Below are 25,114 nucleotides of genomic sequence, written 5' to 3'. Positions count from 1 at the left end.
ACGTGAACGACGTGAACGACGTGAACGACCGCAAGTCCCGCACGGACACCAGGAACGGAACAAGGGGGAGCGACATGACTGGTGAGCTGACTCTGCTGGGTGTGCGCCACCACGGACCGGGTTCGGCCCGCGCGGTGGGTGCGGCCCTGCGTGCGCTGGAGCCGGATGCGGTGCTGATCGAGGGACCGCCGGAGGCGGACCCGATCATCGCCCTGGCGGCCGACCCGGAGATGGTCCCGCCGGTCGCGCTGCTCGCGCACGCGGTCGAGGACCCGGCCCGCGCGGCCTTCTGGCCCTTCGCCGGCTTCTCGCCCGAGTGGGTCGCGATCCGGTACGCGCTGGCGGCCGGGGTTCCGGTCCGGTTCATCGACCTGCCGGCCGGCAGCTCCTTCGCCCTGCGGGCCACCGGTCAGACGCCCGAGGACGGCGAGGAGCCCGCGGTCGACCCCGTCGCCGTGCTCGCCGCGGCCGCCGGGAACGGGGACCCGGAGGCCTGGTGGGAGGACGTGGTGGAGCACCGCCACCCGGGCGCCGACCCGCTGGCGCCGTTCGCGGCGGTGGCGGCGGCGATGGCCGAGCTGCGCGACCCCGAGGTCGGCACCCCGGGCTCGCCCGGGGTGCGCCCCGAGGGGCCGTCGGCCGGCCGGGCCGCCCGCTTCGGCGGGCGGCCCGGCGCCTGCGCCGCCGGGCGGCGCGACGAGCTGCGCGAGGCGTACATGCGCCAGCAGATCCGGGCCGCCCGGCGGGCCGGTCACCGCCGGATCGCCGTGGTCTGCGGCGCCTGGCACGTACCGGCGCTCGCCGCGCAGCCCGCGGCGAGCGCCGACCGGGCGTTGCTGGCGGGCCTGCCGAAGAAGCTGAAGACCGAGATCACCTGGGTGCCGTGGACGCACCGCCGGCTCGCCCAGCGCACCGGCTACGGCGCCGGCATCGAGTCGCCCGGCTGGTACCAGCACCTGTTCGACAACCCCGGGCCCGCGGCGGGCGGCACCGGCATGGCCCGCTGGCTGACCCGGGCCGCCGAGCTGCTGCGGGCCCAGGACCACCCGGTCTCCCCGGCGCACGTCATCGAGGCGGTCCGGCTCGCCGAGACGCTGGCCGCCGTGCGCGGTCGCCCGGCACCCGGGCTCGCCGAGTCGCTGGACGCGGTGCGCGCGGTGCTGTGCGATGGCTCGGAGGTCGCGCTCGCGCTGGTGCGCGAGCAGCTGGTGGTCGGCGAGGCGCTCGGCCGGGTGCCGGCCGCCGCGCCCACCGTGCCGCTGCAACGCGATCTGACCCGGCTGCAGCGCACCCTGCGGCTCAAGCCGGCCGCCGCCGTCCGCGAACTCACCCTGGACCTGCGCAAGGAGCTGGACGCCGGCCGCTCGCGGCTGCTGCACCGGCTGCGGCTGCTCGGCATCGACTGGGGGACCGGGGCCCGCTCCGCCGCCAACTCCACCGGAACCTTCCGGGAGAGCTGGCGGCTTTGCTACGAACCGGAGTTCGCGGTCCGGGTGGTCGAGGCCGCGCAGTGGGGCAGCACCGTCGAGGAGGCCGCCACCGCCAAGGTGGCGGCCGCGGCGGGCCGGGCGGCGGACCTGCCCGCGCTCACCCGGCTGGCCGAGCAGTGCCTGGTGGCCCAGCTGCCCGCCGCGCTGCCCGCGGTGATGCGCGCGCTGGCCGACCGGGCCGCACTGGACAGCGACACGGCCCGGCTCGCCGAGGCACTGCCCGCGCTGGTCCGGGCGCTGCGCTACGGCGATGTGCGCGGCACCGACGGCGGCACGCTGGAGGGCGTCGCGCACGGCCTGGCCGACCGGATCTGCGTCGGCCTGCCGCCCGCCTGCGCCGGGCTGGACGCCGAGGGCGCCGCCGCGATGCGTGCCCGGCTGGACGCGGTGCACGGCGCGATCGGGCTGCTGGAGCGGCGCACCGGCGCAGCCGTGTCGGCCCCGGCCCCCGCGGCGGCCGGCCCGGCACACGCGTTGGCCGCGGCGCCCCCGAGTACCGCCCCCGCCGCCCTGGCCGAGCGCTGGGCCAGGGCCCTCGACGCGCTCGCCCGGCGCGAACCGCGGGCCCGCGCAGCCGGCGCCGCGGGGCTCGGCGGCGCCGTCCCGGGCCTGCTGCGCGGGCGGGCCGTGCGGCTGCTGCTGGACGACGGCCGGCTCGACGCCGCCGAGGCCGCCCGCCGGCTGCGGCTGGCGCTCTCCACCGCGAGCGCGCCTGCCGACGCGGCCGGCTGGATCGAGGGCTTCCTGTCCGGCGGCGGCGCCCTGCTGCTGCACGACCCGCAGCTGCTCGCGCTGCTGGACGGCTGGCTGGCCGAGGTCCCCGCCGGCGCCTTCGTCGACCTGTTGCCGCTGCTGCGCCGCACCTTCGCGGCGGTGGAGGCGGGGGTGCTGCGCACCGTCGCCTCCCGGGTCGCCACCGGCCGCCCGGCCGGCGGCGCCGGCGGCCCGTCCGGCTCGCCGGAGCAGCCGCTGGACCAGGCCCGCGCCGACGCGGCGCTGCCCACCGTGCTGCGTCTGCTCGGCCGCCACCCCTCGCCCGAGCCATCGCCGGCCGGTGCCCGCCCGTGGATCCCCCGTCAGCCCGACCGCAGGAGCGCCGCGTGACGACCAGTGAGCAGGCCCGGGGGCAGGATCCGGAACCCGATCCGGAGCACGACCCGGAACAGGAACGCCTGCGCCGCTGGCGCCTGGTGCTCGGTGGCGAGCCCTGGGGCGCGGCGCGCGGGGGGCGCCTGACCGGCCGCGACGCTTCGATCGACCGGGTGCTCACCGCCCTCTACCGCGGTGCGCCGGACCAGGCGGACGGCGCCCGGACGCCGGGCCGCTCGGCGGGGCTGGGCGGCAGCGCCCCGCAGGTGGCCCGCTGGCTGGGCGACATTCGCCGCTACTTCCCGACCTCCGTGGTCCAGCTGATGCAGCAGGACGCGATCTCCCGCCTGGGCCTGACCCGGCTGCTGCTCGAACCGGAGATGCTGGCCGCCGTCGAGCCGGACGTGCACCTGGTGGGCACGCTGCTCTCGCTCAGGCACGCGCTGCCCGAGACCACCCGGGAGACCGCCCGCCTCGTGGTCGCCCGGGTGGTCGCCGAACTGGAGCGCCGGCTGGCCGACCGGACCCGGGCCACGCTGGGCGGCGCGCTGGACCGCGGCGCGCGGGTCGACCGCCCGCGCCACCGTGACATCGACTGGGACCGCACCATCCGGGTGAACCTGCGGCACTACCTCCCCGAGCAGCGCACGGTGATCCCCGAGCGCCTGGTCGGCCACGCCCGTGCACAGCGTGCGACGAAGAAGGAAGTGATCCTCTGCGTCGACCAGTCGGGTTCGATGGCCGCCTCCGTGGTGCACAGCGCGGTCTTCGGCGCGGTGCTCGCCTCGATGCGCACCCTGGACACCAGGCTGGTGGTGTTCGACACCTCGGTGGTCGACCTGACCGAACAACTGAGCGATCCGGTGGACGTCCTGTTCGCCACTCAGCTCGGCGGCGGCACCGACATCAACCGCGCGCTGGCCTACTGCGAGTCGAAGATCACTCGTCCGGCTGACACCGTGGTCGTCCTGATCAGTGATCTCCACGAGGGCGGCATCCGCGAGCGGATGCTGCGCCGGGTGGCCGCGATGAAGGCCGCCGGCGTCCAGTTCCTCGCGCTGCTCGCGCTCAGCGACGAGGGCACTCCCGCCCACGACCACGCGCACGCCGCCGCGCTGGCCGCGCTCGGCGTCCCGGCCTTCGCCTGCACCCCGGACGCCTTTCCGGACGTCATGGCCGCGGCCCTGGAACGGCGGCCGTTGCCGGACGCGCACCCGTTGTGACGGTTCTCACCTCGGCACAGTCGCTCCCGGGCGAATGCCGCCGTCCCGGCGGGGATACCCTGCCAGACGGACGTGACGCGCGTGTTGATTGACGTGTGCGCCCGAGACCGCGTGGGCCGCAAGGCCGCAACTCTGCGTACCCGCACGGCCCCGACGACCCGCAGCGAAGATCCTGCCGTGGCACGCTCGTAGAGACACAATCCGCGACCACGAACAAGGACGAACACACGTGGACCTGTTCGAGTACCAGGCGAGGGACCTCTTCGCCAAGCACGGCGTACCCGTGCTTGACGGTGATGTCATCGAGACCCCCGAAGCAGCTCGCGCCATCGCCGAGCGCTTCGGCGGACGCGCCGTCGTCAAGGCTCAGGTGAAGGTCGGTGGCCGTGGCAAGGCCGGTGGCGTCAAGCTCGCCGCCGACCCGGCCGACGCCGTCGCCAAGGCCGAGGCGATCCTCGGTATGGACATCAAGGGCCACACCGTTCACAAGGTGATGCTGGCCCAGACCGCGGACATCAAGGACGAGTACTACGTCTCGTTCCTGCTGGACCGCACCAACCGCACCTTCCTGGCCATGGCCAGCGTCGAGGGCGGCGTGGAGATCGAGGTCGTCGCCGAGGAGAACCCCGACGCGCTCGCCAAGATCCCGGTCGACGCCAACGAGGGCTGCACCCCGGAGAAGGCCGCCGAGATCGTCGCTGCCGCGAAGTTCCCGGCCGAGGTCGCCGACCAGGTGGCCGAGGTCCTGCAGAAGCTGTGGACCGTCTTCATCAAGGAAGACGCCCTGCTGGTCGAGGTCAACCCGCTGATCAAGTCCGGTGACGGCAAGATCATCGCGCTCGACGGCAAGGTCTCGCTGGACGAGAACGCCGAGTTCCGTCAGGCCGACCACGCCGCGCTCGAGGACAAGGCCGCGGCCAACCCGCTGGAGGCGGCGGCCAAGGCCAAGGGCCTCAACTACGTCAAGCTCGAGGGCGAGGTCGGCATCATCGGCAACGGCGCGGGGCTCGTCATGAGCACCCTGGACGTCGTCGCCTACGCCGGTGAGAACCACGGCGGCGTCAAGCCCGCCAACTTCCTCGACATCGGTGGCGGCGCCTCCGCCGAGGTGATGGCGAACGGCCTGGAGATCATCCTGGGCGACCCCGACGTCAAGTCGGTCTTCGTCAACGTCTTCGGCGGCATCACCGCGTGCGACGCGGTCGCCAACGGCATCGTGCAGGCGCTGGCCCTGCTGGAGAGCAAGGGCGAGGCGGTCACCAAGCCGCTGGTCGTGCGTCTCGACGGCAACAACGCCGAGCTGGGTCGCAAGATCCTCACCGACGCCAACCACCCGCTCGTCGAGCAGGTGGACACCATGGACGGCGCCGCTGACCGCGCCGCCGAGCTGGCCAACGCGAAGTAAGGAAGGGGACTCTCACCATGGCTATCTTCCTTACCGAGGACAGCAAGGTCATCGTTCAGGGCATGACCGGCTCCGAGGGCATGAAGCACACCCGCCGCATGCTGGCCTCGGGCACCAAGATCGTCGGCGGCGTGAACCCGCGCAAGGCCGGCACCACGGTTGACGTCGACGGCACCGAGGTGCCCGTCTTCGGCACCGTCGCCGAGGCCATGAAGGCCACCGGCGCCGATGTCAGCGTCATCTTCGTCCCGCCGGCGTTCACCAAGAGCGCCGTCGTCGAGGCGATCGACGCCGAGATCCCGCTCGCGGTCGTCATCACCGAGGGCGTCCCGGTGCACGACAGCGCCTGGTTCTGGGCCTACGCCGGCCAGAAGGGCGGCAAGACCCAGATCATCGGCCCGAACTGCCCCGGCCTGATCTCCCCCGGGAAGTCCAACGCGGGCATCATCCCGGCCGACATCACCAAGGCCGGCAAGATCGGCCTGGTCTCCAAGTCGGGCACGCTGACCTACCAGCTCATGTACGAGCTGCGGGACATCGGCTTCTCCTCGGCCGTCGGCATCGGTGGCGACCCGGTCATCGGCACCACCCACATCGACGCGCTGCGCGCGTTCGAGGCCGACCCGGAGACCGAGATCATCGTGATGATCGGTGAGATCGGTGGCGACGCCGAGGAGCGCGCCGCCGCCTTCATCAAGGAGAACGTGACCAAGCCGGTCGTCGGCTACGTCGCGGGCTTCACCGCCCCCGAGGGCAAGACCATGGGCCACGCCGGCGCCATCGTCTCGGGCTCCTCGGGCACCGCCCAGGCGAAGAAGGAGGCCCTGGAGGCCGCCGGTGTCAAGGTCGGCAAGACGCCGTCCGAGACCGCTCGCCTGGCGCGTGAGCTGATCGGCTGACAGCCGACGCCGCCTCACCGCCGCACCCCGGACCGGATCACCGGTCCGGGGTGCGGCCTTTTGCGTGCGGCCCGTCCTCGGCGCACCACAGGCTGCGCAGGCCGGCGACGTGCGCCGGGCCGGCCGGGCCCGCGCTGCCGTTCAGCGTGCCGGTGCAGAGCGGCGCGGGCGTGGGCGGCCGGTCGAACCAGGCCGAGGGGCCGTGGCCGTCCAGGGTGCCCGCGATGGCCGTCGCGGTGACCAGCACCAGCAGGCCGGAGGCGGCGGGCAGGGCCGCCGCGCGCAGCCGGGCCCGGGCGGGCAGCATCCGGGGCACGTGCTGCCCCGTGGCCGCGGGCGGGCAGTACCGCACCGCCGTCCGGTAGAGCAGCCCGCCGAGGCGCTCGCCGAAGCCGGGCGCCAGCGGGTCGGCGCCCACCAGGTCGGGCAGCGCGCGGGCCAGTTCCAGGTGGGCGGCGCGCAGCCGGTGGTCGACCGCGGTGGCGCTCGCCTCGACCTCCAGGGCGATCTCGGCGGGCCCCAGGCCCAGCGCGTCGTGCAGCACCAGCACGTGGCGGCGCGCCCGGCTCAGCCGGTGCAGCGCGCCGAGCAGCGCCTGGTCGGCCGCCGCTGCCTGGTCGGCCGTCTCCGGGGCCGCCGTCGCCGGGTCCGCCGCCTCGGCCTGCCGCCACGGCGGTCGCAGCCGACGGGCGTGCGGCGGGCCGCCCGGGCGCCAGGGGGCGAGCGCGGTGGCGAAGGCGCGGGTGCGCAGCCAGCGCGCCGGGTCGGGGTCGGTGGCGGCCTCGGCCCAGCGGGTCCAGGCGGCCTCGAAGGCCTGCTGGACGGCATGCCTGGCGAGCCGGTGCCGGCCGGCGGTGACCAGGTACGTCTGCTGGAGAAGTTCGTCGTACGACCGTTCGTACAATTCTTGGTACTGGGAGCGATCGGGCGCCGGGCCCGGATCGTCGGGGCGGGCGGCGGCTACGGATTCATCTGATTCAAGGATCTGACGCACAATCAGATAATCCGGGACACGGCGAGCGGGCGCCGCTTGCACGCGGCAGGACGAGTGACGGCGGCACCATGAGGCTCATGACGCAGCACCTGATGGGTCGTCGGATTCCGCGCGGTGTCGGCTCGCCGGGATCGGGCCCGCTCCTGGCGGGGGCCACCGCTGCGCTCCTCGGACTCGCCGTCACCGGCGTGCCCGTGCTGGTCCTGTGGGTCCTCACCGCCACCGGCCACGACAGCGCCGCCGACGCCGCCCGGCTGGTCGGGGTCCTGTGGCTGCTCGGCCACGGCGGACCGCTGACCCGGGGCGCCGGGGCACCGCTCTCGCTCACCCCGCTGCTGCTCACCCTGCTGAACGCGCAGCTGCTGCGCTGCGCCGCCGCCCGCGCGGCCGTGGCGGCGCAGCCGCGCACCGGCCCGGTCCCGGCGCTGCTCTGCACCGGGTACCTGCTGGTCGCACTGCCGGTGGCCCTCGCCTGTGCGGCGGGCGGTGGCGGCCTGCGCGCCGAGCCGCTGCCCGACCTGCTCGCGGTGGCGCTGCTGGGCTACGCCGCCGCGCAGTGGGGCGTGCACGGCGGGGCCGGGTTCGTCGGGCCGGCACCGGTGGGGCCGGGCCGGCTGGCGGCGGTCCGGCGGCGGCTGCCGGCCGGCAGCCCGGGTGCGGTCCGGGCGGCGGTGACGGCCGGGCTGCTGATCCTGCTCGCGGGCGGCGCGCTGCTCTTCGGCATGGCGGCGCTGCTGCGCACCGACACCACCGACCCCGCGGTGCGCGCGCTGGCCGGCGGCAGCGTGCCCGCCGCGCTGGGCGTGCTGCTGAGCTGCCTGCTGCTGGTGCCGAACGCCGTGCTCTGGGCCGGTGCCTATGCGCTGGGGCCGGGCTTCCTGCTGGGGACCGACACCGTGGTGGCGCCCGGGCGGGTGCAGCACGGTGCGTTGCCCGACTTCCCGCTGCTGGCGCTGGCGCCCACGACGGCCTCGGGCTGGCAGCTGCTGGTGCTGCTGGTTCCGGCGCTGGCGGGGGCGGTGGCGGCCGGGCTGCTGGGCCGGGCGGCAGCCTGGGGCGGTGGGCGGCGTGCCGCCGTCGAGCCGGCCTACCTGGTGGAGGCGGCGGAGGACGACACGGACCGGGCGGAACCGGGGCAGCCGTGGCGTGCGCCGGGCACCGCGCTGGCCGGGCTGGCGACCGCGGCTGCGGCGGGCGCGCTGGTGGCCCTGGCCGGCTGGCTGGCCGGGGGCGCGGCGGGCGGCGGCCGGATGGCGCGGCTGGGGCCCTCGTTCGCCTGCGGGACGGTGGCGGCCGGCTGGTTCGCGGTGCTGGTGCTCCCCGGTGCGCTCGTCGTCCGCTGGTGGCTGCTGCGCCGGGCGGCGCCGGCCGCGGCGGCATGGGACGAGTCGGCGTGGGCCGGGCCGGGACCGGGGCTCGGCGGGCCGGGGCTGCACGGGTCCGAGTGGGGCGGCCCGGCTTCGGGCGCGCTGGTCCTGGCCGGTCCGGTGCTGGACGAGCCGGAGCTCGACGGCCCGGAGCTCGGCGGCCCGGATCCCCGCGGCGACGGCCCGCACGGCCGGCGCCGGCTGGTGCCGCGCTCCCGGGCCGCGCTCGCCGCGCGGTGGACGGCGCTGCGCCTGCGGCCGGGCCGGGGCCGCGGCGAGCGGCCGGAGTGAGCGGCCGGAGTGAGCGGCCGCAGCGAGGCGGTGTCAGTGTCAGTTCTGCGGGTCGTCCATCGTGACCAGCCAGTGCGGGGCGAGGTTCGAGCAGCTCTGGGTGCCCACCGAGGTCAGCGCGTCGTTCAAGCAGGTGTAGTAGGGGCGGTAGACCACCTGCAGCGCGAAGCTGCCGAGCACCAGGGCGACGGCCACCCCGCCGGTGATCAGCCCGCCGAGCGCGGCCGGCACCTGCGGGCGGCTGCGCTGCGCGTACGGCCAGCCGAGCGGCGGCGCGGTGCGCGGGTCGGCGGCGGTCGGCTCCGGCGCGCGGTCGGCGCCGGTCGCGGGCGTGCTCGGCTGGCCGCCGCCGCGCAGTGCGCTGATGCCCCAGTAGAGCGCGAGCGCGCCGAACAGCAGGGCGAAGGCCATGAAGCTGTCCAGGCCGCAGAAGAGCGAGGCCATGCCGCTCATCAGCGCGTAGCGCGAGCGGCGGTGGCGCGGGTCGTTGGGGTCGAATCTGGGTTGCTGCGGGGCCTGTGGCCGGTCCGGCCAGCCGGGGCCGCCGCCGCCCTGCCAGTTCGGGCTCCACGGGTGCGGCGGCGGCACCGGCGGCCGGCCGGGGCGGCCTTCAGCGGCGGGCCGTTCGCCGTCCTCGGGGGCGCCCTCGGAGGTCCCGCCCGAGCGACCCTGCGGAAGGCGCGGACGCCACGGCTGGTCCGGAGCGTCCTGAGGCGGCGGCGCGAAGGGGTTGCGCTCGTCGCTGTTCTTGCCGCTGCTCATGTCGGTCGGGGTCCTCATCGTCGTCGGGCGTCGCGACCCATGATCCCGCAGGCTGCTGAGGAGCACGGGGCGGCCTGCCGTTCGATGCGAAACCGCAGTGTCGGGCGGCCTGCGGACGGCGCGCGAGGGGGCCGGGGAGATCCCGCTCTCATCTACGCGCGTCAAGCAGAATCCCAGGTACAGCACCCGTTCAGCCAGCCGTTATCGTGGTGACGGTCAGCAGCCCTCCCAGGTTCCCGGGCCCCGCAACGCAGCGGCGTCCCCGGCACACCCATCGCCAGCCGACCTGCCGCCAGTCCGTAGTGGCCCCACCCTCCGGTGGACGTACCAGCGGGCCGGCACCCCGACGTACGGAGACCCGCGCAGTGGCCGCCGCTCACCCGCTCGCCTTCCCAGCCCCGCTCGACCGTCCCGCCCGTCTGGTGGTCCTGGTGTCCGGTTCCGGCACCAACCTCCAGGCGCTGATCGACGCGGTCGCCGACCCCGCCTACGGCGCGCAGATCGTCGCCGTCGGCGCCGACCGGTCGGGCATCGCCGGGCTGGAGCGCGCCGAGCAGGCGGGCCTGGCGACCTTCGTGCACCGGGTGAAGGACTTCGCCGACCGGGCCGACTGGGACGCGGCGCTGACCGACTCCGTCGCCGGCCACCAGCCCGACCTGGTGGTCACGGCCGGCTTCATGAAGATCCTCGGCGACCGCTTCATCAGCGCCTTCGCCGGCCGGATCGTCAACACCCACCCCGCTCTGCTGCCCGCCTTCCCCGGCGCGCACGGTGTCACCGACGCGCTCGCCTACGGCGTGAAGGTCACCGGCTGCACCGTCCACCTGGTCGACGCCGGAGTGGACACCGGGCCGATCATCGCGCAGGGCGTCGTGCCGATCACCGACGCCGACCATGCCGATGGCGGCGAAGCGCTGCACGAGCGCATCAAGACTGTCGAGCGCCAGCTGCTCGTCGAGGTCGTGGGCCGTCTCGCCCGCGAAGGCCACCGCATCGAAGACCGAAAGGTTTGGATCCCGGCATGAGTTCCGCCCCCCACGCCGCGCCGCCCGTCTCCGAGAACATCCGTCCGATCCGCCGCGCGCTGGTCAGCGTGTACGACAAGACCGGCCTGGAGGAGCTGGCCCAGGGCCTGCACGCCGCCGGGGTCGAGCTGGTCTCCACCGGCTCGACGGCCGCCCGGATCGCCGCCGCCGGCGTGCCGGTCACCGAGGTCTCGGAGCTCACCGGCTTCCCGGAGTGCCTGGACGGGCGCGTGAAGACGCTGCACCCCCGGGTGCACGCCGGTGTGCTCGCCGACCTGCGCCTGGAGTCGCACCGTGCGCAGCTGACCGAGCTGGGCATCGAGCCCTTCGACCTGGTGGTGGTCAACCTCTACCCGTTCGCCGCCACCGTCGCCTCCGGCGCCACCCCGGACGAGTGCGTCGAGCAGATCGACATCGGCGGGCCGAGCATGGTGCGCGCCGCGGCCAAGAACCACCCGTCGGTCGCCGTCGTGGTCGACCCGGCGCGCTACGGCGACGTGCTGGCCGCCGTCCGGTCGGGCGGCTTCGACCTGCTGACCCGCAAGCGGCTGGCCGGCGCGGCCTTCGCGCACACCGCCGCGTACGACGTCGCGGTCGCGCAGTGGTTCGAGGCCTCGGGCTACACGGAGTCGACGGAGGCCTTCCCGGCCTTCCTCGGCGCCACCTGGGAGCGCTCGAACGTGCTGCGCTACGGCGAGAACCCGCACCAGAGCGCGGCCCTGTACCTCGACGGCACCGGCGGCCTGGCGGGCGCCGAGCAGCTGCACGGCAAGGAGATGTCGTACAACAACTACGTCGACACCGACGCCGCGCGCCGGGCCGCCTACGACCACGAGGGCCCGGCCGTCGCGATCATCAAGCACGCCAACCCGTGCGGCATCGCGGTGGGCGCCGACGTCGCCGAGGCGCACCGCAAGGCGCACGCGTGCGACCCGCTCTCCGCGTACGGCGGCGTGATCGCGGTCAACCGCCCGGTCACCGTCGAGCTGGCCGAGCAGATCGCGCCGATCTTCACCGAGGTCGTCGTCGCCCCGGGCTACGAGGAGGGCGCCGTCGAGGTGCTCGCCCGCAAGAAGAACCTCCGGGTGCTGAGCGCCCCGCAGGCCCCGTGCGAGCGCCGCGAGGCGCGGCGGATCAGCGGCGGGCTGCTGTTCCAGGAAGTCGACCGGATCGACGCTGCGGGCGATGACCCGTCCACCTGGACGCTGGCGGCCGGAACGGCGCTCCCGGAGGCCGAGCTGGCCGACCTCGCCTTCGCCTGGAAGGCCTGCCGCGCGGTGAAGTCCAACGCGATCCTGCTGGCCAAGGACGGCGCCTCGGTCGGCGTCGGCATGGGCCAGGTCAACCGGGTCGACTCGGCCAAGCTGGCCGTCGAACGCGCGGGCGAGCGGGCGAGCGGCTCGTTCGCCGCCTCGGACGCGTTCTTCCCGTTCGCGGACGGCCTGCAGATCCTGCTCGACGCGGGTGTGAAGGCCGTCGTCCAGCCGGGCGGCTCGGTGCGCGACGAGGAGGTCGTCCAGGCGGCCCAGGCGGCCGGCGCCACGATGTACTTCACCGGGACGCGGCACTTCTTCCACTGACCGCGGCACCGCGCGAACGGCCCGGCACTCCGTCAGGAGCGCCGGGCCGTCCGGGTGTTCGCGGGCGCCGGTCAGGCGCGGATCACCAGGCTGTTGGTCACCTTGTCGGCGAAGCACTGGCTCTTGTCGTCCCACAGCGGCCACAGGTAGCCCAGGCCGCACAGGAAGCCGTCCAGGAAGTGGGCGAGCTTGCGCACGAAGGCCATGCCGAAGCCCAGCGGCTGGCCGTCGATCTCACGGACCAGCCGGATGCCCACGGCCTTCTTGCCGATGGTCTGGCCCTGGCCCTCGCGGACCAGCTGCCAGATGCCCAGGATCAGGCTGAGCACGATGCCGACCACGATGATCGCCAGGCCGCCGCCGCTGAGGCTGGTGGAGGGCGCGGGGCAGTTCGGGAGCCCGTTCTCGTCCAGCGGGCAGTTGGTCTGGCTCTTCACCACGGTGCTCACCAGCATGGCGCCGCCGATGAAGTAACAGATGATCACGGGCAGGCCGACGACCAGGAAGTCGATGAAGTACGCGCCGACCCGGGCGCCCCAGCTCGCCAGCACCGGCGGCGCCACGGGGACGTAGCCGTAGGGGGCCGGCTGCTGCGGGAAGCCGTAGCCCTGCGGGGCGCCCTGCTGCGGGTAGCCGTAGGCGGGCGGCTGGCCGTACGGGTTCGGCTGCTGCGGGGGAACGCCGTAGGGGGCCTGCTGCGGCTGGCCGTAGGGGTTGTTGGGATCGGGCGGGTAGGACACGGAAGGCCTCCGGACGGGGACGTGCTCGATGAACGGTGGGGACGGGTGGAACAGCGGGTGAGACTAGTGGAGGGCTATGACGGTGTGACACCCAGACGCTGCAGCTGCCAGATCCAGGCGACGGCCAGCGCGGTGGCGACCACCCCGGTGCGCCGACGCGGTGTCAGGGACCACCACCAGGCGCCGCCGCCGAGCGGCGCGGTGAGCAGCGCGAGCACCGCCAGCACGGTCACCGGATTGGCCGTCAGCGCGGCGAGCCAGTGGCCGTGGCCGGCCTCGATGAAGACGGTGGTGCTCCCGCAGGCGGGGCACGGGATCCCGGTCAGCCGGCGCAGCGGGCAGAGCACGCCCGGGTCGTGGGCGTCGTGCAGCACCGCCACCAGCACGGCCGCGCCGGCCGCGAGGGAGCAGCGCAGCGCGGTGCGGGCCAGTCGGCCGGTCAGCGGGCCGGGGGCGGGCCGGGCGGCCCGGACCGGCGTGATCACCGGGTGGCGGGCCGCGGCGGGTGCTCCGGTGTGCGGACGCGGCGTTCTCGCCGCCGGTGCTGAGGCGTGGTCACGACGTTCTTCCCCCGATCGCCCGGGGCCCGCGCGCGGCGGATCCAGGGCCTTCTGACTGGTGCTCGAAGCCTATGCTCGACGGCGCCGGGCGGGCTGTCCAGTGCGTTCCCGCGGTCCGGCCCCAACTGTGGCGCAACCGCAATCGGATCCACACGTTCCGTTAAGGGGGCGCCTTCTCGGCCGCACCGGTCCTGCCGGGTGCGGAAGCAGTGCCGCCGATCCGGGAGGATAGGGGGTATGACTGCCCAGATTCTCGATGGCAAGGCCACCGCGGCCGCGATCAAGTCCGAACTCGCCGTCCGTGTGGCGGCCCTCAAGGAGCGGGGCATCACCCCCGGTCTCGGCACCGTCCTGGTCGGCGACGACCCGGGCAGCCACAGCTACGTGCGCGGCAAGCACCGCGACTGCGCCCAGGTCGGCATCGCCTCGATCCAGGTCGAGCTCCCCGCGGACGCGACCCAGGCCGAGGTGGAGGCCAAGGTCCGCGAGCTCAACGAGGACCCGGCCTGCACCGGCTACATCGTCCAGCTCCCGCTGCCCAAGGGCCTCGACGCCAACCCGGTGCTCGAGCTGATGGACCCGGACAAGGACGCCGACGGCCTGCACCCCACCTCGCTGGGCCGCCTCGCGCTCGGCATCCAGGGTCCGCTGCCCTGCACCCCGTACGGCATCGTGGAGCTGCTGCGCCGTCACGACGTGGAGATCAACGGCGCGGACGTGGTCGTGGTCGGCCGCGGTGTCACGGTGGGCCGCTCGATCGGCCTGCTGCTCACCCGCAAGAGCGAGAACGCGACCGTGACGCTCTGCCACACCGGCACCCGCGACCTCTCCGCACACCTGCGCCGGGCCGACATCATCGTCGCCGCCGCGGGCGTCCCCTACCTGGTCAAGGCGGAGGACGTGCGCCCGGGCGCGGCCGTGCTGGACGTCGGCGTCAGCCGCACCGAGGCCGGCCTGGTCGGCGACGTGCACCCGGCGGTCGCCGAGGTGGCCGGCTGGCTCTCGCCGAACCCGGGTGGAGTCGGCCCGATGACCCGCGCCATGCTGCTCAACAACATCGTCGAGGCGGCCGAGCGTCAGGCCGCCCTCTAGTCGCCACCCCTGGGGATACCGGAAATGAGCGCGCTACGAACGGGCCGGTCCACGCGTCGACGGCCGGCCAGGACCACGGGGACGCTGCCGCCGGAGGGCTCCGGGGCGGCACTGGGCCGCGACCACTCGCTGCCGGTGCGGCAGTGGCCGATAGTCCTGGTGCTGTCCGTGGTCGGGATCGGGCTGGCGATCACCTGGCGGGCCGACTTCCGCTACGGCCTGCTGGTCATCGGCGGCGCCATGCTGCTCGGGGCGCTGCTGCGGCTGCTGCTGCCCGAGGTCGGCATGCTGGCGGTGCGCAGCCGCTTCACCGACGTGCTGGTGCTGCTCTTCTTCGCCGCGGTGATCGTGGGGCTCGCCCTGGTCGCCCAGCCGGATCCGTGGCTGCGGCTGCCGCAGGTGGAGGACATCGGCACCTACATCGGCCAGCGGCACTGAGGCGGCCCCGCGCCGTACCGAGGGTCCGCGCCGTACCCGAACCCGCCCCCGCACCCTGCGGGGGCGGGTTCCGCCGTCCTGTGACGCACCAGCCACGCCCGTGCGCACGCCGCCGGGCCGCCCTTGCGATAACCTGACGCCGGTTCTCTCGATGTCGAGAGAAAACATCCTCGGCTCCAGTGCGCCGACGTGCCTGGGGCATGCTGGCGATCGCTGGAGAAGGAAACATGACTCGCACCCCCGTCAACGTCACCGTCACCGGAGCTGCCGGCCAGATCGGCTACGCGCTGCTCTTCCGCATCGCCTCGGGCCACCTGCTCGGCGCCGACGTTCCGGTGAACCTGCGCCTGCTCGAGATCCCGCAGGGCCTCAAGGCCGCCGAGGGCGTCGCGATGGAGCTCGACGACTGCGCCTTCCCGCTGCTGCGCGACATCACCATCACCGACCAGGCCGACGTGGCCTTCGACGGTGCCAACGTGGCCCTGCTGGTCGGCGCCCGCCCGCGCACCGCCGGCATGGAGCGCGGCGACCTGCTGCAGGCCAACGGCGGCATCTTCGGCCCGCAGGGCAAGGCCATCAACGCCCACGCCGCGGACGACATCAAGGTCCTGGTGGTCGGCAACCCGGCGAACACCAACGCCCTGATCGCCCAGCGCAACGCCCCCGACGTGCCGGCCGAGCGGTTCACCGCGATGACCCGCCTGGACCACAACCGCGCCGCCGCCCAGCTCGCCAAGAAGGCCGGCGTGACGGTCGAGGACGTCAAGAAGGTCACCATCTGGGGCAACCACTCCGCCACCCAGTACCCGGACCTGTTCCACGCCGAGATCTCCGGCAAGGCCGCCTTCGACGCGGTCGGCGGCGACCAGAAGTGGGTCGAGGAGTTCTTCATCCCGAAGGTCGCCAAGCGCGGCGCCGAGATCATCGAGGTCCGTGGCGCCTCCTCGGCCGCCTCGGCCGCCAACGCCGCCATCGACCACGTGTACACCTGGGTCAACGGCACCCCGGCGGGCGACTGGACCTCGATGGGCATCGTCTCGGACGGCTCCTACGGCGTGCCGGCCGGCCTGATCTCCTCCTTCCCGGTCACCACCAAGGACGGCAAGTTCGAGATCGTCCAGGGCCTGGAGCTCTCCGCCTTCGACCGCGCCCGGATCGACGCCTCGGTCAACGAGCTCGCCGAGGAGCGCGACGCCGTCACCGAGCTCGGCCTGATCTGAGCAACCCGGTAGGCATCGCCCGGGCCGACCGCTTCGTTCAGAAGCGGTCGGCCCGGGCCGTTTACACTGACCGACCGTGAACGAAACCCTCCAGGACGCCGCACTCGTCCTGCTCTTCATCGTCCTCGGTGGGCTGTTCAACATCGCCGAGATCTCGCTGATCTCACTGCGCGAGGGCCAGATCCGGGCGCTGGCCGAGCGCGGCACCAAGCGGGCCGACCGGGCCGCGCACCTGGCCGCCGACCCCAACCGGTTCCTGGCGGCCGTGCAGGTCGGGGTGACCTGCATGGGCTTCCTGTCGGCTGCCTTCGGCGCCGACACGCTGGCCGGAAAGCTCTCGCCGGTCTTCGTGCGCCTGGGCCTGTCCAGCGCAGTGGCGGACGCGGTGGCGCTGGTCGGCCTGACCCTGCTGATCTCCTACATCTCGCTGGTGCTGGGCGAGTTGACGCCCAAGCGGATCGGGCTGCAGCGGGCCGAGTCGCTCGCGCTGCTGGCCGCGCCGGTGGTCGACGTGATGTCGGTGGCGCTGCGCCCGGTGATCTGGCTGCTGGGCCGGTCCACCAACCTGATGGTGCGCCTGCTGGGCGGCGACCCGAAGGCCGGGCGCGGCAGCATGAGCTCCGAGGAGCTGCGCGGCCTGGTCGCCGCCAACACCGAACTGGGCAGCGACGAGCGGGCGTTGATCGCCGACGTGTTCGCGGCCGGGGAGCGCCAGCTGCGCGAGGTGATGGTGCCGCGCACCGAGGTCACCTTCCTGGACGCCGACCAGCCGCTCGTCGAGGTGCGGGAGGAGACCAGCACCTCGCCGCACTCGCGCTACCCGGTGGTGGAGGGCTCCTACGACGCCGTGGTCGGCTTCGTGCACGTGCGCGACCTCTACGGCGCGCACGGCGAGCGGGCGCTGCAGGTGCGCGAGATCGCCCGTCCGGTCAAGCTGCTGCCGGCCACCAAGAAGGTGCTGGAGGCGATGAGCGAGATGCGCCGGGAGGGCCACCACCTGGCGATGGTGGTGGACGAGTACGGCGGCACGGCGGGCATCGTCACCCTGGAGGACCTGGTCGAGGAGGTGATCGGCGAGATCCGCGACGAGTACGACGCCCAGGAGACCACCGCGACCCGCCGGCTGGTGGGCGGCGGGGTCGAGGTCAACGGCCTGCTCAACCTGCCGGACTTCGCCGAGGAGACCGGCGTGCTGCTGCCGGAGGGCCCCTACGAGACGGTGGCCGGCTACGTGGTGGCCGAGCTGGGCGAGCTGCCCGAGGTCGGGGACCAGGTGCTGGTGGCCAAGGAGGGCACCGAGCAGGGGGTGCGGCTGACCGTGGCGGCGCTGGACGGCCGGCGGATCGACCGGATCAGGGTCAGCGCCGTGGCGGCCCAGCCGGGCGGCGAGCGCCCGGGGGAGTCACCGGGCGAAGCCGGGTCCTGACCGCTTTGCGGAACTGGAAGAATGGCGGCATGGTCAACGCAGCGGTCAACGATTCGGCGATGGAACGTCCCCGGGTGCTCTCCGGCATCCAGCCCACCTCCGGCTCCTTCCACCTGGGCAACTACCTCGGCGCGGTGCGCCAGTGGGTGGACCTCCAGGAGGCCAATGACGCCTTCTACATGGTGGTCGACCTGCACGCGATCACGGTGCCCCAGGATCCGGCCGCGCTGCGCGAGAACACCCGGATCTCGGTCGCCCAGCTGCTGGGCGCCGGCCTGGACCCGGAGCGCTGCACGCTCTTCGTCCAGTCCCACGTGCCCGAGCACGCGCAGCTCGCCTGGGTGATGAACTGCCTGACCGGCTTCGGCGAGGCCGCCCGGATGACCCAGTTCAAGGACAAGTCCGCCAAGCAGGGCACCGACAGCACGACGGTGGGCCTGTTCACCTACCCGGTGCTGATGGTCGCCGACGTCCTGCTCTACCAGGCCGACGCGGTGCCGGTCGGTGAGGACCAGCGCCAGCACCTGGAGCTGACCCGGGACCTCGCCGAGCGCTTCAACACGCGCTACCGGCCCACGTTCACGATCCCCAAGCCGTACATCCCCAAGGCGACGGCGAAGATCATGGACCTGCAGGACCCGACCGCCAAGATGAGCAAGTCGGCCGCCTCGCCCAAGGGCCTGATCAGCCTGCTGGACGACCCGAAGCTGAGCGCCAAGAAGTTCAAGAGCGCGGTGACCGACACCGACACGGTGGTCTCCTACGACGAGGACACCAAGGCCGGCGTCTCCAACCTGCTGCGGATCCACTCCGCGCTGAGCGGGCAGAGCATCGAGCAGCTGGTCGCCCACTTCGAGGGCAAGATGTACGGCGCGCTGAAGACCGAGCTGGCCGAGCTGTTCACCGAGTGGGTGGCCCCGTTCCAGCAGCGCACCCAGCTCTTCCTGGACGACCCGGCCGAGCTGGACCGGGTGCTGGCCCGCGGCGCCGAGAAGGCCCGCGAGGTCGCCTCCGTCACGCTGGAGACGGTCTACGACCGCATGGGCTTCGTGCCGGCCGTCAAGCGCTGATGCCCGACTCCGTGCCCGCCGGTGGCGGCGCCCTCCCCGGGGCCGCCACCACCGGCGCGTCGCTGACCATCGGCGTGGCCGTCACGGTGCCGGAGCCGTTCGGCTCGGCGATCCAGGACGCCCGGGCCGCGCTGGGCGATCCGCTGGCCCGCGCGATACCCACGCACGTCACGCTGCTGCCGCCGACCGAGATCCGGGCCGAGCGGCTGCCCGGGGTGCGGGCCCACCTGGCGGCGGTGGCCGCCGCGCACCGCCCGTTCCGGATGCTGCTGCACGGCAGCGGCACCTTCCGCCCCGTCTCCCCGGTGGTCTACGTCCGGGTCGAGGAAGGCGCCCAGGAGTGCCGCGAGCTGGAGGCCGCGATCCGCTCCGGACCACTCGCCCGGGAGCTGGCCTTCCCCTACCATCCGCATGTGACGGTGGCGCACGGGCTGGCCGAGGAGGCGCTGGACGCGGCCCTCGCCGAGGCGCGGGAGTTCCACGCGGTCTTCGCGGTGCCCTCGTTCACGCTGTCCTGGTGCGGGGCGGACGCGGTCTGGCGTCCGTGGTGCGGGTACCGCCTCGGCGCCGGTTAATTCGATTCTCAGGAATCTCTCAGAAAACCAAAACTATAGGTTCTTATTACTTTCTCATTCACCTCACCATCTGCTGAGCGCTATACTCGCCCGGTAATGGCCTCGGGGGGCCTGGAACGGTCAGAAGGCTCAGCGTCTGGAGAGATGATGCGCTGTCCCCGCACGGTTCGGCGAGTGGTGCGCGCCGTGACCCGCAGGGCCCGCCGGGTCGGCGTACGGTCCGGGCTGCTGCCCGGACAGCGCGTGACCGACCAGTTGCCGACGCCGCCCGCCCCGGAGCCCGAACCCGAGCCGGAGCCCGCCCCGCCGACCGCCGAGGAGCTGCGGTGGCAGCGCGAGGAGTGGCTGCTGGAGCAGCAGCCGGCGCTGGTGCGGCACGAGGGCCTGGTGACCGAGGTCCGTGACGACCTGCTCTCCGGGGACGCCTTCCTGCGCAGCTTCACCGAGGTGACCGACCTGCTGGTCGGCGCCGACCTGACGTTCGCCCCGATGCGCGGCCACGAGGCCCGCCACTGGGTGGTGATCGCGCCGGGACAGCGCGCCGAGGTCCTCGCCACCCTGGCCACCGCCTTCGCCGGGCAGCCCGTCTACGCGGATCTGCTGGGCCACGACGTCACGCTCGCGACGGTGCTGGCGGAGAACCTGCCGGCGGCCGTGGCAGCCCTGGAGGGCCATCCGGAGCCGGCCGCCGACGAGAACCCCGCCGACGAGAACCCCGCCGATGACGAGCCGGAGGGGGCCGAGCAGGTCAGGGTCAAGGGTGTGCGGATCTACCGGCCCGTGGTCACCAGCGGCCGGAGCCTGGTCTACGGCCCCGAGCACGGGTGCGACCTGGACTTCTGGGACTCGGCCGCGCCCTCCAGCGGTGCCATCGCGGCCATCCACGAACCCCCGTTCGGCTGGTGGGTGCCCTCCCTGGAGGCGGACGCGACGGTGCGGATCGGCGGCCGGGACTACCCCGCGCCGAAGGCCTTCGCCCGCCCGCTGATGGACGACGTCACCTTTCCGGTGGACGCGGTGGTGACCTGGGTGGACGACAGCGACCCGGTCTGGCGCGGCCGGCGCGAGGCGACGCTGGCCCGGATGGGCGAGCCGCCGGCCACCGGGAGCGGTGCCGAGCGCTTTCACAACCGGGACGAACTGCGCTACTGCCTGCGCTCGATCGCGATGTACGCCCCCTGGATCCGGCACGTCTTCCTGGTCACCGACGGTCAGCAGCCCGACTGGCTGGAGACCGCGCACCCGGGGATCACCGTGGTCTCGCACCGCGAGCTGTACGCCGACCCCTCGGTGCTCCCGGTGTTCAACTCGCATTCGATCGAAACGCAGCTGCACCGAATTCCGGATCTTGCCGAACATTTCCTCTATTTCAATGACGACATGTTTCTCGGCCGTCCGGTCCGGCCCGAACAGTTCTTCCAGGGGAACGGCCTGCCGTTGGTCAACCTGGATTCCCGGGTCATCCCGCCGGGCCGGGTGACGGGAGACGACGACGAGTACGTCTCGGCACAGAAGAACACCCGCGAACTGGTCCGGCGCGCCTACGACCGGGACACCACCAACACCCTGAGCCACGCGCCCTATCCGCTGACCCGCACGCTGCTCGCCGAGAGCGCCGAACTCTTCGCCGCGGAGCTGTCCGCCACCGCCCGCTCGACCTTCCGCTCGGCCACCGACGTCGCACCGGTCACGCTCGCGGTCAGCCACGGCTACCTGAGCAGCAAGGTCGCCTGGGGTCGGATCGGCCACCGCTACGTCGACGTCGACCGGCGGGCGGCGCTGGAGCAGCTGCCGGGCCTGCTGCGGGCCCGCGAGATCGACACCTTCTGCCTCAACGACGGCGCCCTGGACCAGGTGCCGCGGGCGGAGCAGGACCGGATCGTCACGGCGTTCCTGCAGGCCTACTTCCCGGTGGCCGGACCGTTCGAGAGCAAGCCGCCGGAGCCGGCCGCCGGCGAGCCGCAGCCGGCCGAGGAGGACGTGGCGCAGGCCGATCCGGCCGGGGCCGTCCCGGTGCAGGCGTCCCACTGAGGCCGTATCGGCCATGAAGCCCGAAGGGGCCCTCGCACGAGTGCGAGGGCCCCTTCGGGCTTCATGGCCGGGGCCGCACCGGGAGGTCCCGGCGCGGTCCCGGCGCGGTGTCAGCCCAGCATGCCGTCGACCACCCGGGCGGCGGCGTGGCCGTCGTCCAGGTCGCAGTAGTTCGCGCGGAACGTGGCGTAGGCCTCGCGGTGGTCGGCCGTCACCGTGGCCAGGTCGCCGAGCGCCGTGACCAGCTCCTCGGAGGTCGCCAGCAGCGGACCGGGAGCCTCCTTCTCGAAGTCGAAGGTGAACCCGCACAGGTTGTCGCGGTAGTGGTCCAGGTCGTAGGTGAAGAAGAGCACCGGGCGACCGGTGTTGACGAAGTCGAAGACCGACGCCGAGTAGTCGGTGACCAGCGCGTCCGCGACCAGCAGCAGGTCGGTCATGTCCGGGTAGCGCGAGACGTCGTAGACGTAGCCGTTGCCGTTGCCCGGGATCGTGCCGTGGCAGTTCGAGTGCGGGCGGACCAGCAGGACCTGGTCCTCGCCCAGCGCGGCGCGGGCCGCCTCCAGGTCGATCCGCAGGTCGATCTGGTAGCCGCCGTGCGGGCGCTTGCGGTCCTCGCGGAAGGTCGGCGCGTACAGCACCACCTTCTTGTCCTCCGGCAGGCCCAGCTTGCGGCGCACCTCGGCGGCCCGCTTCTCCCGCTCGGGGGCGAACAGGATGTCGTTGTGCGGGTAGCCGGTCTCCAGCATCTCGCCCTGGAACTTGAACGCCCGGCGCAGCACCGTGGTGGCGAAGGAGCTGCCGGAGATCAGCTTGCCCCAGGTGGGCACCTCGCGGTCCAGGTGCTTGAGGTAGTTGCTGTCGATGAACCAGATCTTCTCGAAGTCGTGGCCGATCCGCTTGAGCGGAGTGCCGACCCAGGTCTGCAGGATGACCTGGCCCGGGCGGGGGGTCACGAAGTCGGGCAGGTGGGCACTGGTCACGATGTACTTCGCGGTGGCCAGCGCGTCGAACCACTCCGGGCTCCACTGGCGCAGCCCGCGGGTGCTCTCGGGCAGCTCGGCCTGCTGGTCGTCCACCGTCCACAGGTGCTCCAGCGGCAGGCCGCGGCGGACCAGCTCCTCGTGGATGGCGCGCGGCGAGCCGGCGTACTGGCCGCCGTTGGCCACGTTGTAGACCACCGCGTCGCGCAGCGGCTTGCTCTTGGCGGCCGGGTAGATCTCCTTGCGCAGCTGGCGCTGGCGGTAGCCGCTGCGCTCGTGCGGGCCGAGGTCGGAGTGTGCCTCCAACGAGAGCGTGTCGTAGTAGCGGCGCTCCAGCACCACCTGCTTGCCGCGCGCGCGGATCTCGGCGGGCAGCGAGGCGTGCGCCTCCAGGGCGACCTGGACCTTGGGCCAGGCCAGCTCGGGGTCGCCGCCCTGCGGGCGGAACAGCAGCTCCCAGGTGCCCTTGTGCAGCGGCACGTGGCCGGCGAAGGAGTCGATCGGCACGGCCGGCAGCTTGACCTCGAACCGGCCGTCCCGGACCACCAGCGGGTGCTGGTAGTCCTCCTCGCGCCAGGTGTGCTGGAGCACCAGGTCGTAGCGGTGCTCGCCGGGCAGCGGGAAGCGGCCGGCGAGGGTGAAGCCGCCCTCGTCCACCGCGGTGATGCTGTCCACCACGGGCTGCACCAGCTGGTCGGAGAACTGCAGGTGGCCGGTGTCGGTCGGCTTGGAGACCAGCACCCGCGCGCTGCCCAGCGGGGCCTCGGGGTTCAGCGGCAGGTCCAGGTGCTGCACCGCGACCCGGTCGTCGACGATTATCTGCAGCACGGTCTTGTCGGCCAGCAGCAGCTTGGCGTACCAGTGGTCCGAGGTGCGGGTGTCGGCGGTCGGGTCGAGCGCCGCCCAGGCGTCCCGGACCTCGGTCAGCGCCTCGACCGGGATCCGCGCGGTGAACGGCACCGGGCGGCCGGTGGGCGAGCCGAACTCGATCGGGAAGTCGATCTTGTTGCCGGACTCGGAGTGGTGCATCTGCAGCCGCACCCCGGACAGGTTGGCGGTGCTGCGCACCGTGCCGCGCAGCTCGATCACGCCGTCGACGGCCTGCAGCCCGGTGAGCGCGGCACGCAGCGTCTCCACCGTCAGGTGCAGGAAGCTGTCGCGCAGTATCGGCACGATGCGGGTGTTGGCGTCGACCCAGTGGATCGGGTAGCTCTGCGCGGTGTCGGCCCAGCCACCGGTGATCCGGCCCTTGTAGACGCCGGACTTGCCGACGCCGCCGATCAGCACTCGCCAGCTGCCGTCCTGCCACTGGCCGCGCTTCTTCAGCTTCTCCGGGTCGATGAAGCTGGTGAAGCCCGCCCAGTCGCAGCTGTAGATGTCGTGCGGCGAACTCGCGGTGGCCTCCGGCGCGTACTGCGTCCGGGTCTTGAACGTGACGATCCGCTTGCCCTTGGCCTCGCGCAGCACCAGCATCCGGACCAGGTCGTGCTTGTTCTCCACGCCCAGGTGCTCGGGGAACGCGTGGCCGGTCAGCCGCAGCTTGCCGTCCTCCCAGGCCGACTCGTAGACGCGGCTGCGCATCACCAGCGCGTTGTCCAGCCGCAGCACGTCGGCGGGCACGCTCTTGCGCCCGCCGCGCAGGAACGGGTAGTCGGCGTACGGGCGGAGCACACCGCGCGCCGGGGCGGCGCCGTTGCTCTCGGCCTCGAAGCGCATCTGCTCGACGAACTCGTCGATCCGGCCCTGCAGGGTCAGGTGGTACTTCAGCCGCAGCGGCGCGCGCAGCTTGCGGACCTGCTCGGGCCCGATCGCGCGCAGCAGCCGGCCCACGCACTCCTGGTAGGCGTCCCGGTAGTCCTGCTCGCCGTCGACCACCGACCAGAAGAACATCGGGATCTCCTCGACGAGGTTGTTCTCGTCGTAGGAGCGCAGGTACTCCTTGTACTTCGGCGCGGTCTGCTTGAGCAGCCAGGAGCGCACCAGCTCCATCGAGGTGACGCGGTCGACCAGGCCCTTGGGGTTGGTCCGCATCTGGGTGATCGACATCTCGCCGAGCTCGCGCTCGCGCCAGTGGTAGATCGGCTCGGAGAGCACGTCGACGCTCTTGGCCAGGTAGTGGTGCGGCACGCTGACCGGGGCGTCCTCGTACAGGATGCCCTCGGGGTAGAGCAGCCCGGCCGCGTCCCAGAACGAGCGCCGGTACACCTTGTTCCACGCGGTGCGGTCGGTGACCAGCGCGGGGATCTCGGTGATGTGGGTCTTCAGCCGGGTCTGCCGGAACGGCTTGCTGTGCCCGCCCGACGGGTAGTGGCCCACCGCGCGGAAGCGCAGCACGTTGCCCGTGGCGAAGTCGGAGCCGGTCTCGTCCAGCGTGGAGATCATCAGCTGGTACGCACTCGGCGGCAGCGTGTCGTCGCTGTCCACGAACGCCAAGAACTCGGTGCCCTCGGTCAGGTGCAGCAGCCCGGTGTTGCGGGCGGCGCCGAGACCGGCGTTCTTCTTGCGGACGAGGCGGAACCTGGAGTCCTTGGCGGCGAAAGCCTCGGCGATCGCCGCGCTTGCGTCCTTCGAGCCGTCGTCCACCATGATGCACTCAAGGTCGCTCATGGTCTGGGCGGCGATGGATTCCAGGCACTCCTCCAGGTACCGCTCGACGTTGTAGATCGGAACAACGACGGAGAGACGGGGGGCCATCAGCTGGGCGGGCCTTTCATCAGGGGCGGAACGACGGCCTGGGGCGGGCCCCGCGTTTCAGGGGGCACAGGACAGGCGGTACGCCGCGATCCTACCGTCCGCCCCCACCCGGACCCGGGGCATGGCAGGTGGCGGAGCTGCGCCTTCCAGGGCAAGTCGGACC

General features: G+C 73.3%; 19 protein-coding genes. 14 read left to right on the top strand and 5 right to left on the bottom strand.

The annotated features are described in order from the left end of the window. The first annotated feature begins 74 nt into the window (after window positions 1-74). The 4 genes from OG294_RS16800 to sucD all read left to right on the top strand — a co-directional run bounded on the left by OG294_RS16800 (window position 75) and on the right by sucD (window position 6,106). A complete protein-coding gene (locus OG294_RS16800; protein ID WP_327071577.1) occupies window positions 75-2,594 on the top strand; it encodes a DUF5682 family protein in 2,520 nt (839 codons plus the stop codon). Then, window positions 2,591-3,802, top strand: a complete 1,212-nt coding sequence (locus OG294_RS16795) for a VWA domain-containing protein (protein WP_327067317.1) — start codon at window positions 2,591-2,593, stop codon at window positions 3,800-3,802. Before OG294_RS16800 ends, OG294_RS16795 begins: the two co-directional genes overlap by 4 nt. 229 nt (window positions 3,803-4,031) lie before the next feature. Further along, entirely contained in the window at window positions 4,032-5,207 is a 1,176-nt protein-coding gene (sucC, locus tag OG294_RS16790; RefSeq protein WP_327067316.1) for an ADP-forming succinate--CoA ligase subunit beta, read from the top strand. Between the two features lie 17 nt (window positions 5,208-5,224). After that, window positions 5,225-6,106: a succinate--CoA ligase subunit alpha gene (sucD, locus tag OG294_RS16785; protein WP_327067315.1), complete on the top strand. Its 882-nt coding sequence runs from the start codon at window positions 5,225-5,227 to the stop codon at window positions 6,104-6,106. 37 nt (window positions 6,107-6,143) lie between these two features. On the opposite strand, the gene OG294_RS16780 is transcribed toward sucD, so the two are convergent. Beyond that, window positions 6,144-7,010, bottom strand: a complete 867-nt coding sequence (locus tag OG294_RS16780; protein ID WP_327067314.1) for an RNA polymerase sigma factor — start codon at window positions 7,008-7,010, stop codon at window positions 6,144-6,146. Window positions 7,011-7,177: 167 nt separating this feature from the next. Between OG294_RS16780 and OG294_RS16775 the strand changes: the two genes are divergently transcribed. Further along, window positions 7,178-8,758, top strand: a complete 1,581-nt coding sequence (locus OG294_RS16775) for a cell division protein PerM (RefSeq protein WP_327067313.1) — start codon at window positions 7,178-7,180, stop codon at window positions 8,756-8,758. Window positions 8,759-8,797: 39 nt separating this feature from the next. Here the strand turns inward: OG294_RS16775 and OG294_RS16770 are convergent, their stop codons facing one another. Continuing rightward, window positions 8,798-9,520, bottom strand: a complete 723-nt coding sequence (locus tag OG294_RS16770) for a hypothetical protein (protein ID WP_327067312.1) — start codon at window positions 9,518-9,520, stop codon at window positions 8,798-8,800. 365 nt (window positions 9,521-9,885) lie between these two features. On the opposite strand from OG294_RS16770, the gene purN reads away from it, so the two are divergent. Next, window positions 9,886-10,545 carry a phosphoribosylglycinamide formyltransferase gene (gene purN / locus OG294_RS16765; RefSeq protein ID WP_327067311.1) on the top strand — a complete coding sequence of 220 codons (660 nt, stop codon included), beginning with the start codon at window positions 9,886-9,888 and terminating at the stop codon, window positions 10,543-10,545. After that, a complete protein-coding gene (gene purH, locus OG294_RS16760; RefSeq protein WP_327067310.1) occupies window positions 10,542-12,125 on the top strand; it encodes a bifunctional phosphoribosylaminoimidazolecarboxamide formyltransferase/IMP cyclohydrolase in 1,584 nt (527 codons plus the stop codon). The genes purN and purH overlap by 4 nt, the downstream gene beginning before the upstream one ends. 71 nt (window positions 12,126-12,196) lie before the next feature. On the opposite strand, the gene OG294_RS16755 is transcribed toward purH, so the two are convergent. Further along, complete coding sequence (locus OG294_RS16755) at window positions 12,197-12,865, bottom strand: RDD family protein (RefSeq protein WP_327067309.1); 669 nt, start codon at window positions 12,863-12,865, stop codon at window positions 12,197-12,199. A gap of 74 nt (window positions 12,866-12,939) precedes the next feature. Next, window positions 12,940-13,350: a DUF2752 domain-containing protein gene (locus OG294_RS16750; RefSeq protein WP_327067308.1), complete on the bottom strand. Its 411-nt coding sequence runs from the start codon at window positions 13,348-13,350 to the stop codon at window positions 12,940-12,942. 312 nt (window positions 13,351-13,662) lie between these two features. Between OG294_RS16750 and OG294_RS16745 the strand changes: the two genes are divergently transcribed. From OG294_RS16745 to OG294_RS16715, 7 genes are all read left to right on the top strand, one after another. Continuing rightward, window positions 13,663-14,517 (top strand): bifunctional methylenetetrahydrofolate dehydrogenase/methenyltetrahydrofolate cyclohydrolase, encoded by an 855-nt coding sequence (locus OG294_RS16745; RefSeq protein ID WP_327067307.1) that lies wholly within the window; start codon window positions 13,663-13,665, stop codon window positions 14,515-14,517. Window positions 14,518-14,541: 24 nt separating this feature from the next. Next, window positions 14,542-14,955, top strand: coding sequence for a DUF3017 domain-containing protein (locus OG294_RS16740; protein ID WP_327067306.1), 414 nt, complete (start codon window positions 14,542-14,544; stop codon window positions 14,953-14,955). Between the two features lie 227 nt (window positions 14,956-15,182). Next, complete coding sequence (locus OG294_RS16735; protein ID WP_327067305.1) at window positions 15,183-16,175, top strand: malate dehydrogenase; 993 nt, start codon at window positions 15,183-15,185, stop codon at window positions 16,173-16,175. Window positions 16,176-16,251: 76 nt separating this feature from the next. Beyond that, a complete protein-coding gene (locus tag OG294_RS16730) occupies window positions 16,252-17,601 on the top strand; it encodes a hemolysin family protein (protein WP_327067304.1) in 1,350 nt (449 codons plus the stop codon). 29 nt (window positions 17,602-17,630) lie between these two features. Next, window positions 17,631-18,671, top strand: coding sequence for a tryptophan--tRNA ligase (gene trpS, locus OG294_RS16725; protein WP_327067303.1), 1,041 nt, complete (start codon window positions 17,631-17,633; stop codon window positions 18,669-18,671). After that, window positions 18,671-19,246, top strand: a complete 576-nt coding sequence (locus OG294_RS16720) for a 2'-5' RNA ligase family protein (RefSeq protein WP_327067302.1) — start codon at window positions 18,671-18,673, stop codon at window positions 19,244-19,246. The genes trpS and OG294_RS16720 overlap by 1 nt, the downstream gene beginning before the upstream one ends. Before the next feature lie 186 nt (window positions 19,247-19,432). After that, a complete protein-coding gene (locus OG294_RS16715) occupies window positions 19,433-21,277 on the top strand; it encodes a stealth family protein (protein ID WP_327067301.1) in 1,845 nt (614 codons plus the stop codon). A 110-nt stretch (window positions 21,278-21,387) separates the two neighbouring features. Here the strand turns inward: OG294_RS16715 and OG294_RS16710 are convergent, their stop codons facing one another. After that, window positions 21,388-24,951: a bifunctional glycosyltransferase/CDP-glycerol:glycerophosphate glycerophosphotransferase gene (locus OG294_RS16710; protein WP_327067300.1), complete on the bottom strand. Its 3,564-nt coding sequence runs from the start codon at window positions 24,949-24,951 to the stop codon at window positions 21,388-21,390. Window positions 24,952-25,114: the final 163 nt, after the last annotated feature.

It is taken from the genome of Kitasatospora sp. NBC_01302 (assembly GCF_035976515.1).
Classification (GTDB): Bacteria; Actinomycetota; Actinomycetes; order Streptomycetales; family Streptomycetaceae; genus Kitasatospora.
The sequence above is the reverse complement of the archived record's forward strand: the minus strand, read 5'-3'. Positions and strand labels throughout refer to the sequence as shown.

What these genes read in the sequence shown, in the direction of transcription:
- OG294_RS16740 (WP_327067306.1), top strand. Translation starts at nt 14,542, where the DNA reads ATGAGCGCGCTACGAACGGGCCGGTCCACGCGTCGACGGCCGGCCAGG.
- purH (WP_327067310.1), top strand. Translation starts at nt 10,542, where the DNA reads ATGAGTTCCGCCCCCCACGCCGCGCCGCCCGTCTCCGAGAACATCCGT.
- OG294_RS16745 (WP_327067307.1), top strand. Translation starts at nt 13,663, where the DNA reads ATGACTGCCCAGATTCTCGATGGCAAGGCCACCGCGGCCGCGATCAAG.
- OG294_RS16720 (WP_327067302.1), top strand. Translation starts at nt 18,671, where the DNA reads ATGCCCGACTCCGTGCCCGCCGGTGGCGGCGCCCTCCCCGGGGCCGCC.
- OG294_RS16710 (WP_327067300.1), bottom strand. Translation starts at nt 24,951, where the DNA reads ATGGCCCCCCGTCTCTCCGTCGTTGTTCCGATCTACAACGTCGAGCGG.
- sucD (WP_327067315.1), top strand. Translation starts at nt 5,225, where the DNA reads ATGGCTATCTTCCTTACCGAGGACAGCAAGGTCATCGTTCAGGGCATG.
- OG294_RS16735 (WP_327067305.1), top strand. Translation starts at nt 15,183, where the DNA reads ATGACTCGCACCCCCGTCAACGTCACCGTCACCGGAGCTGCCGGCCAG.
- OG294_RS16800 (WP_327071577.1), top strand. Translation starts at nt 75, where the DNA reads ATGACTGGTGAGCTGACTCTGCTGGGTGTGCGCCACCACGGACCGGGT.
- trpS (WP_327067303.1), top strand. Translation starts at nt 17,631, where the DNA reads ATGGTCAACGCAGCGGTCAACGATTCGGCGATGGAACGTCCCCGGGTG.
- OG294_RS16770 (WP_327067312.1), bottom strand. Translation starts at nt 9,520, where the DNA reads ATGAGCAGCGGCAAGAACAGCGACGAGCGCAACCCCTTCGCGCCGCCG.
- OG294_RS16775 (WP_327067313.1), top strand. Translation starts at nt 7,178, where the DNA reads ATGACGCAGCACCTGATGGGTCGTCGGATTCCGCGCGGTGTCGGCTCG.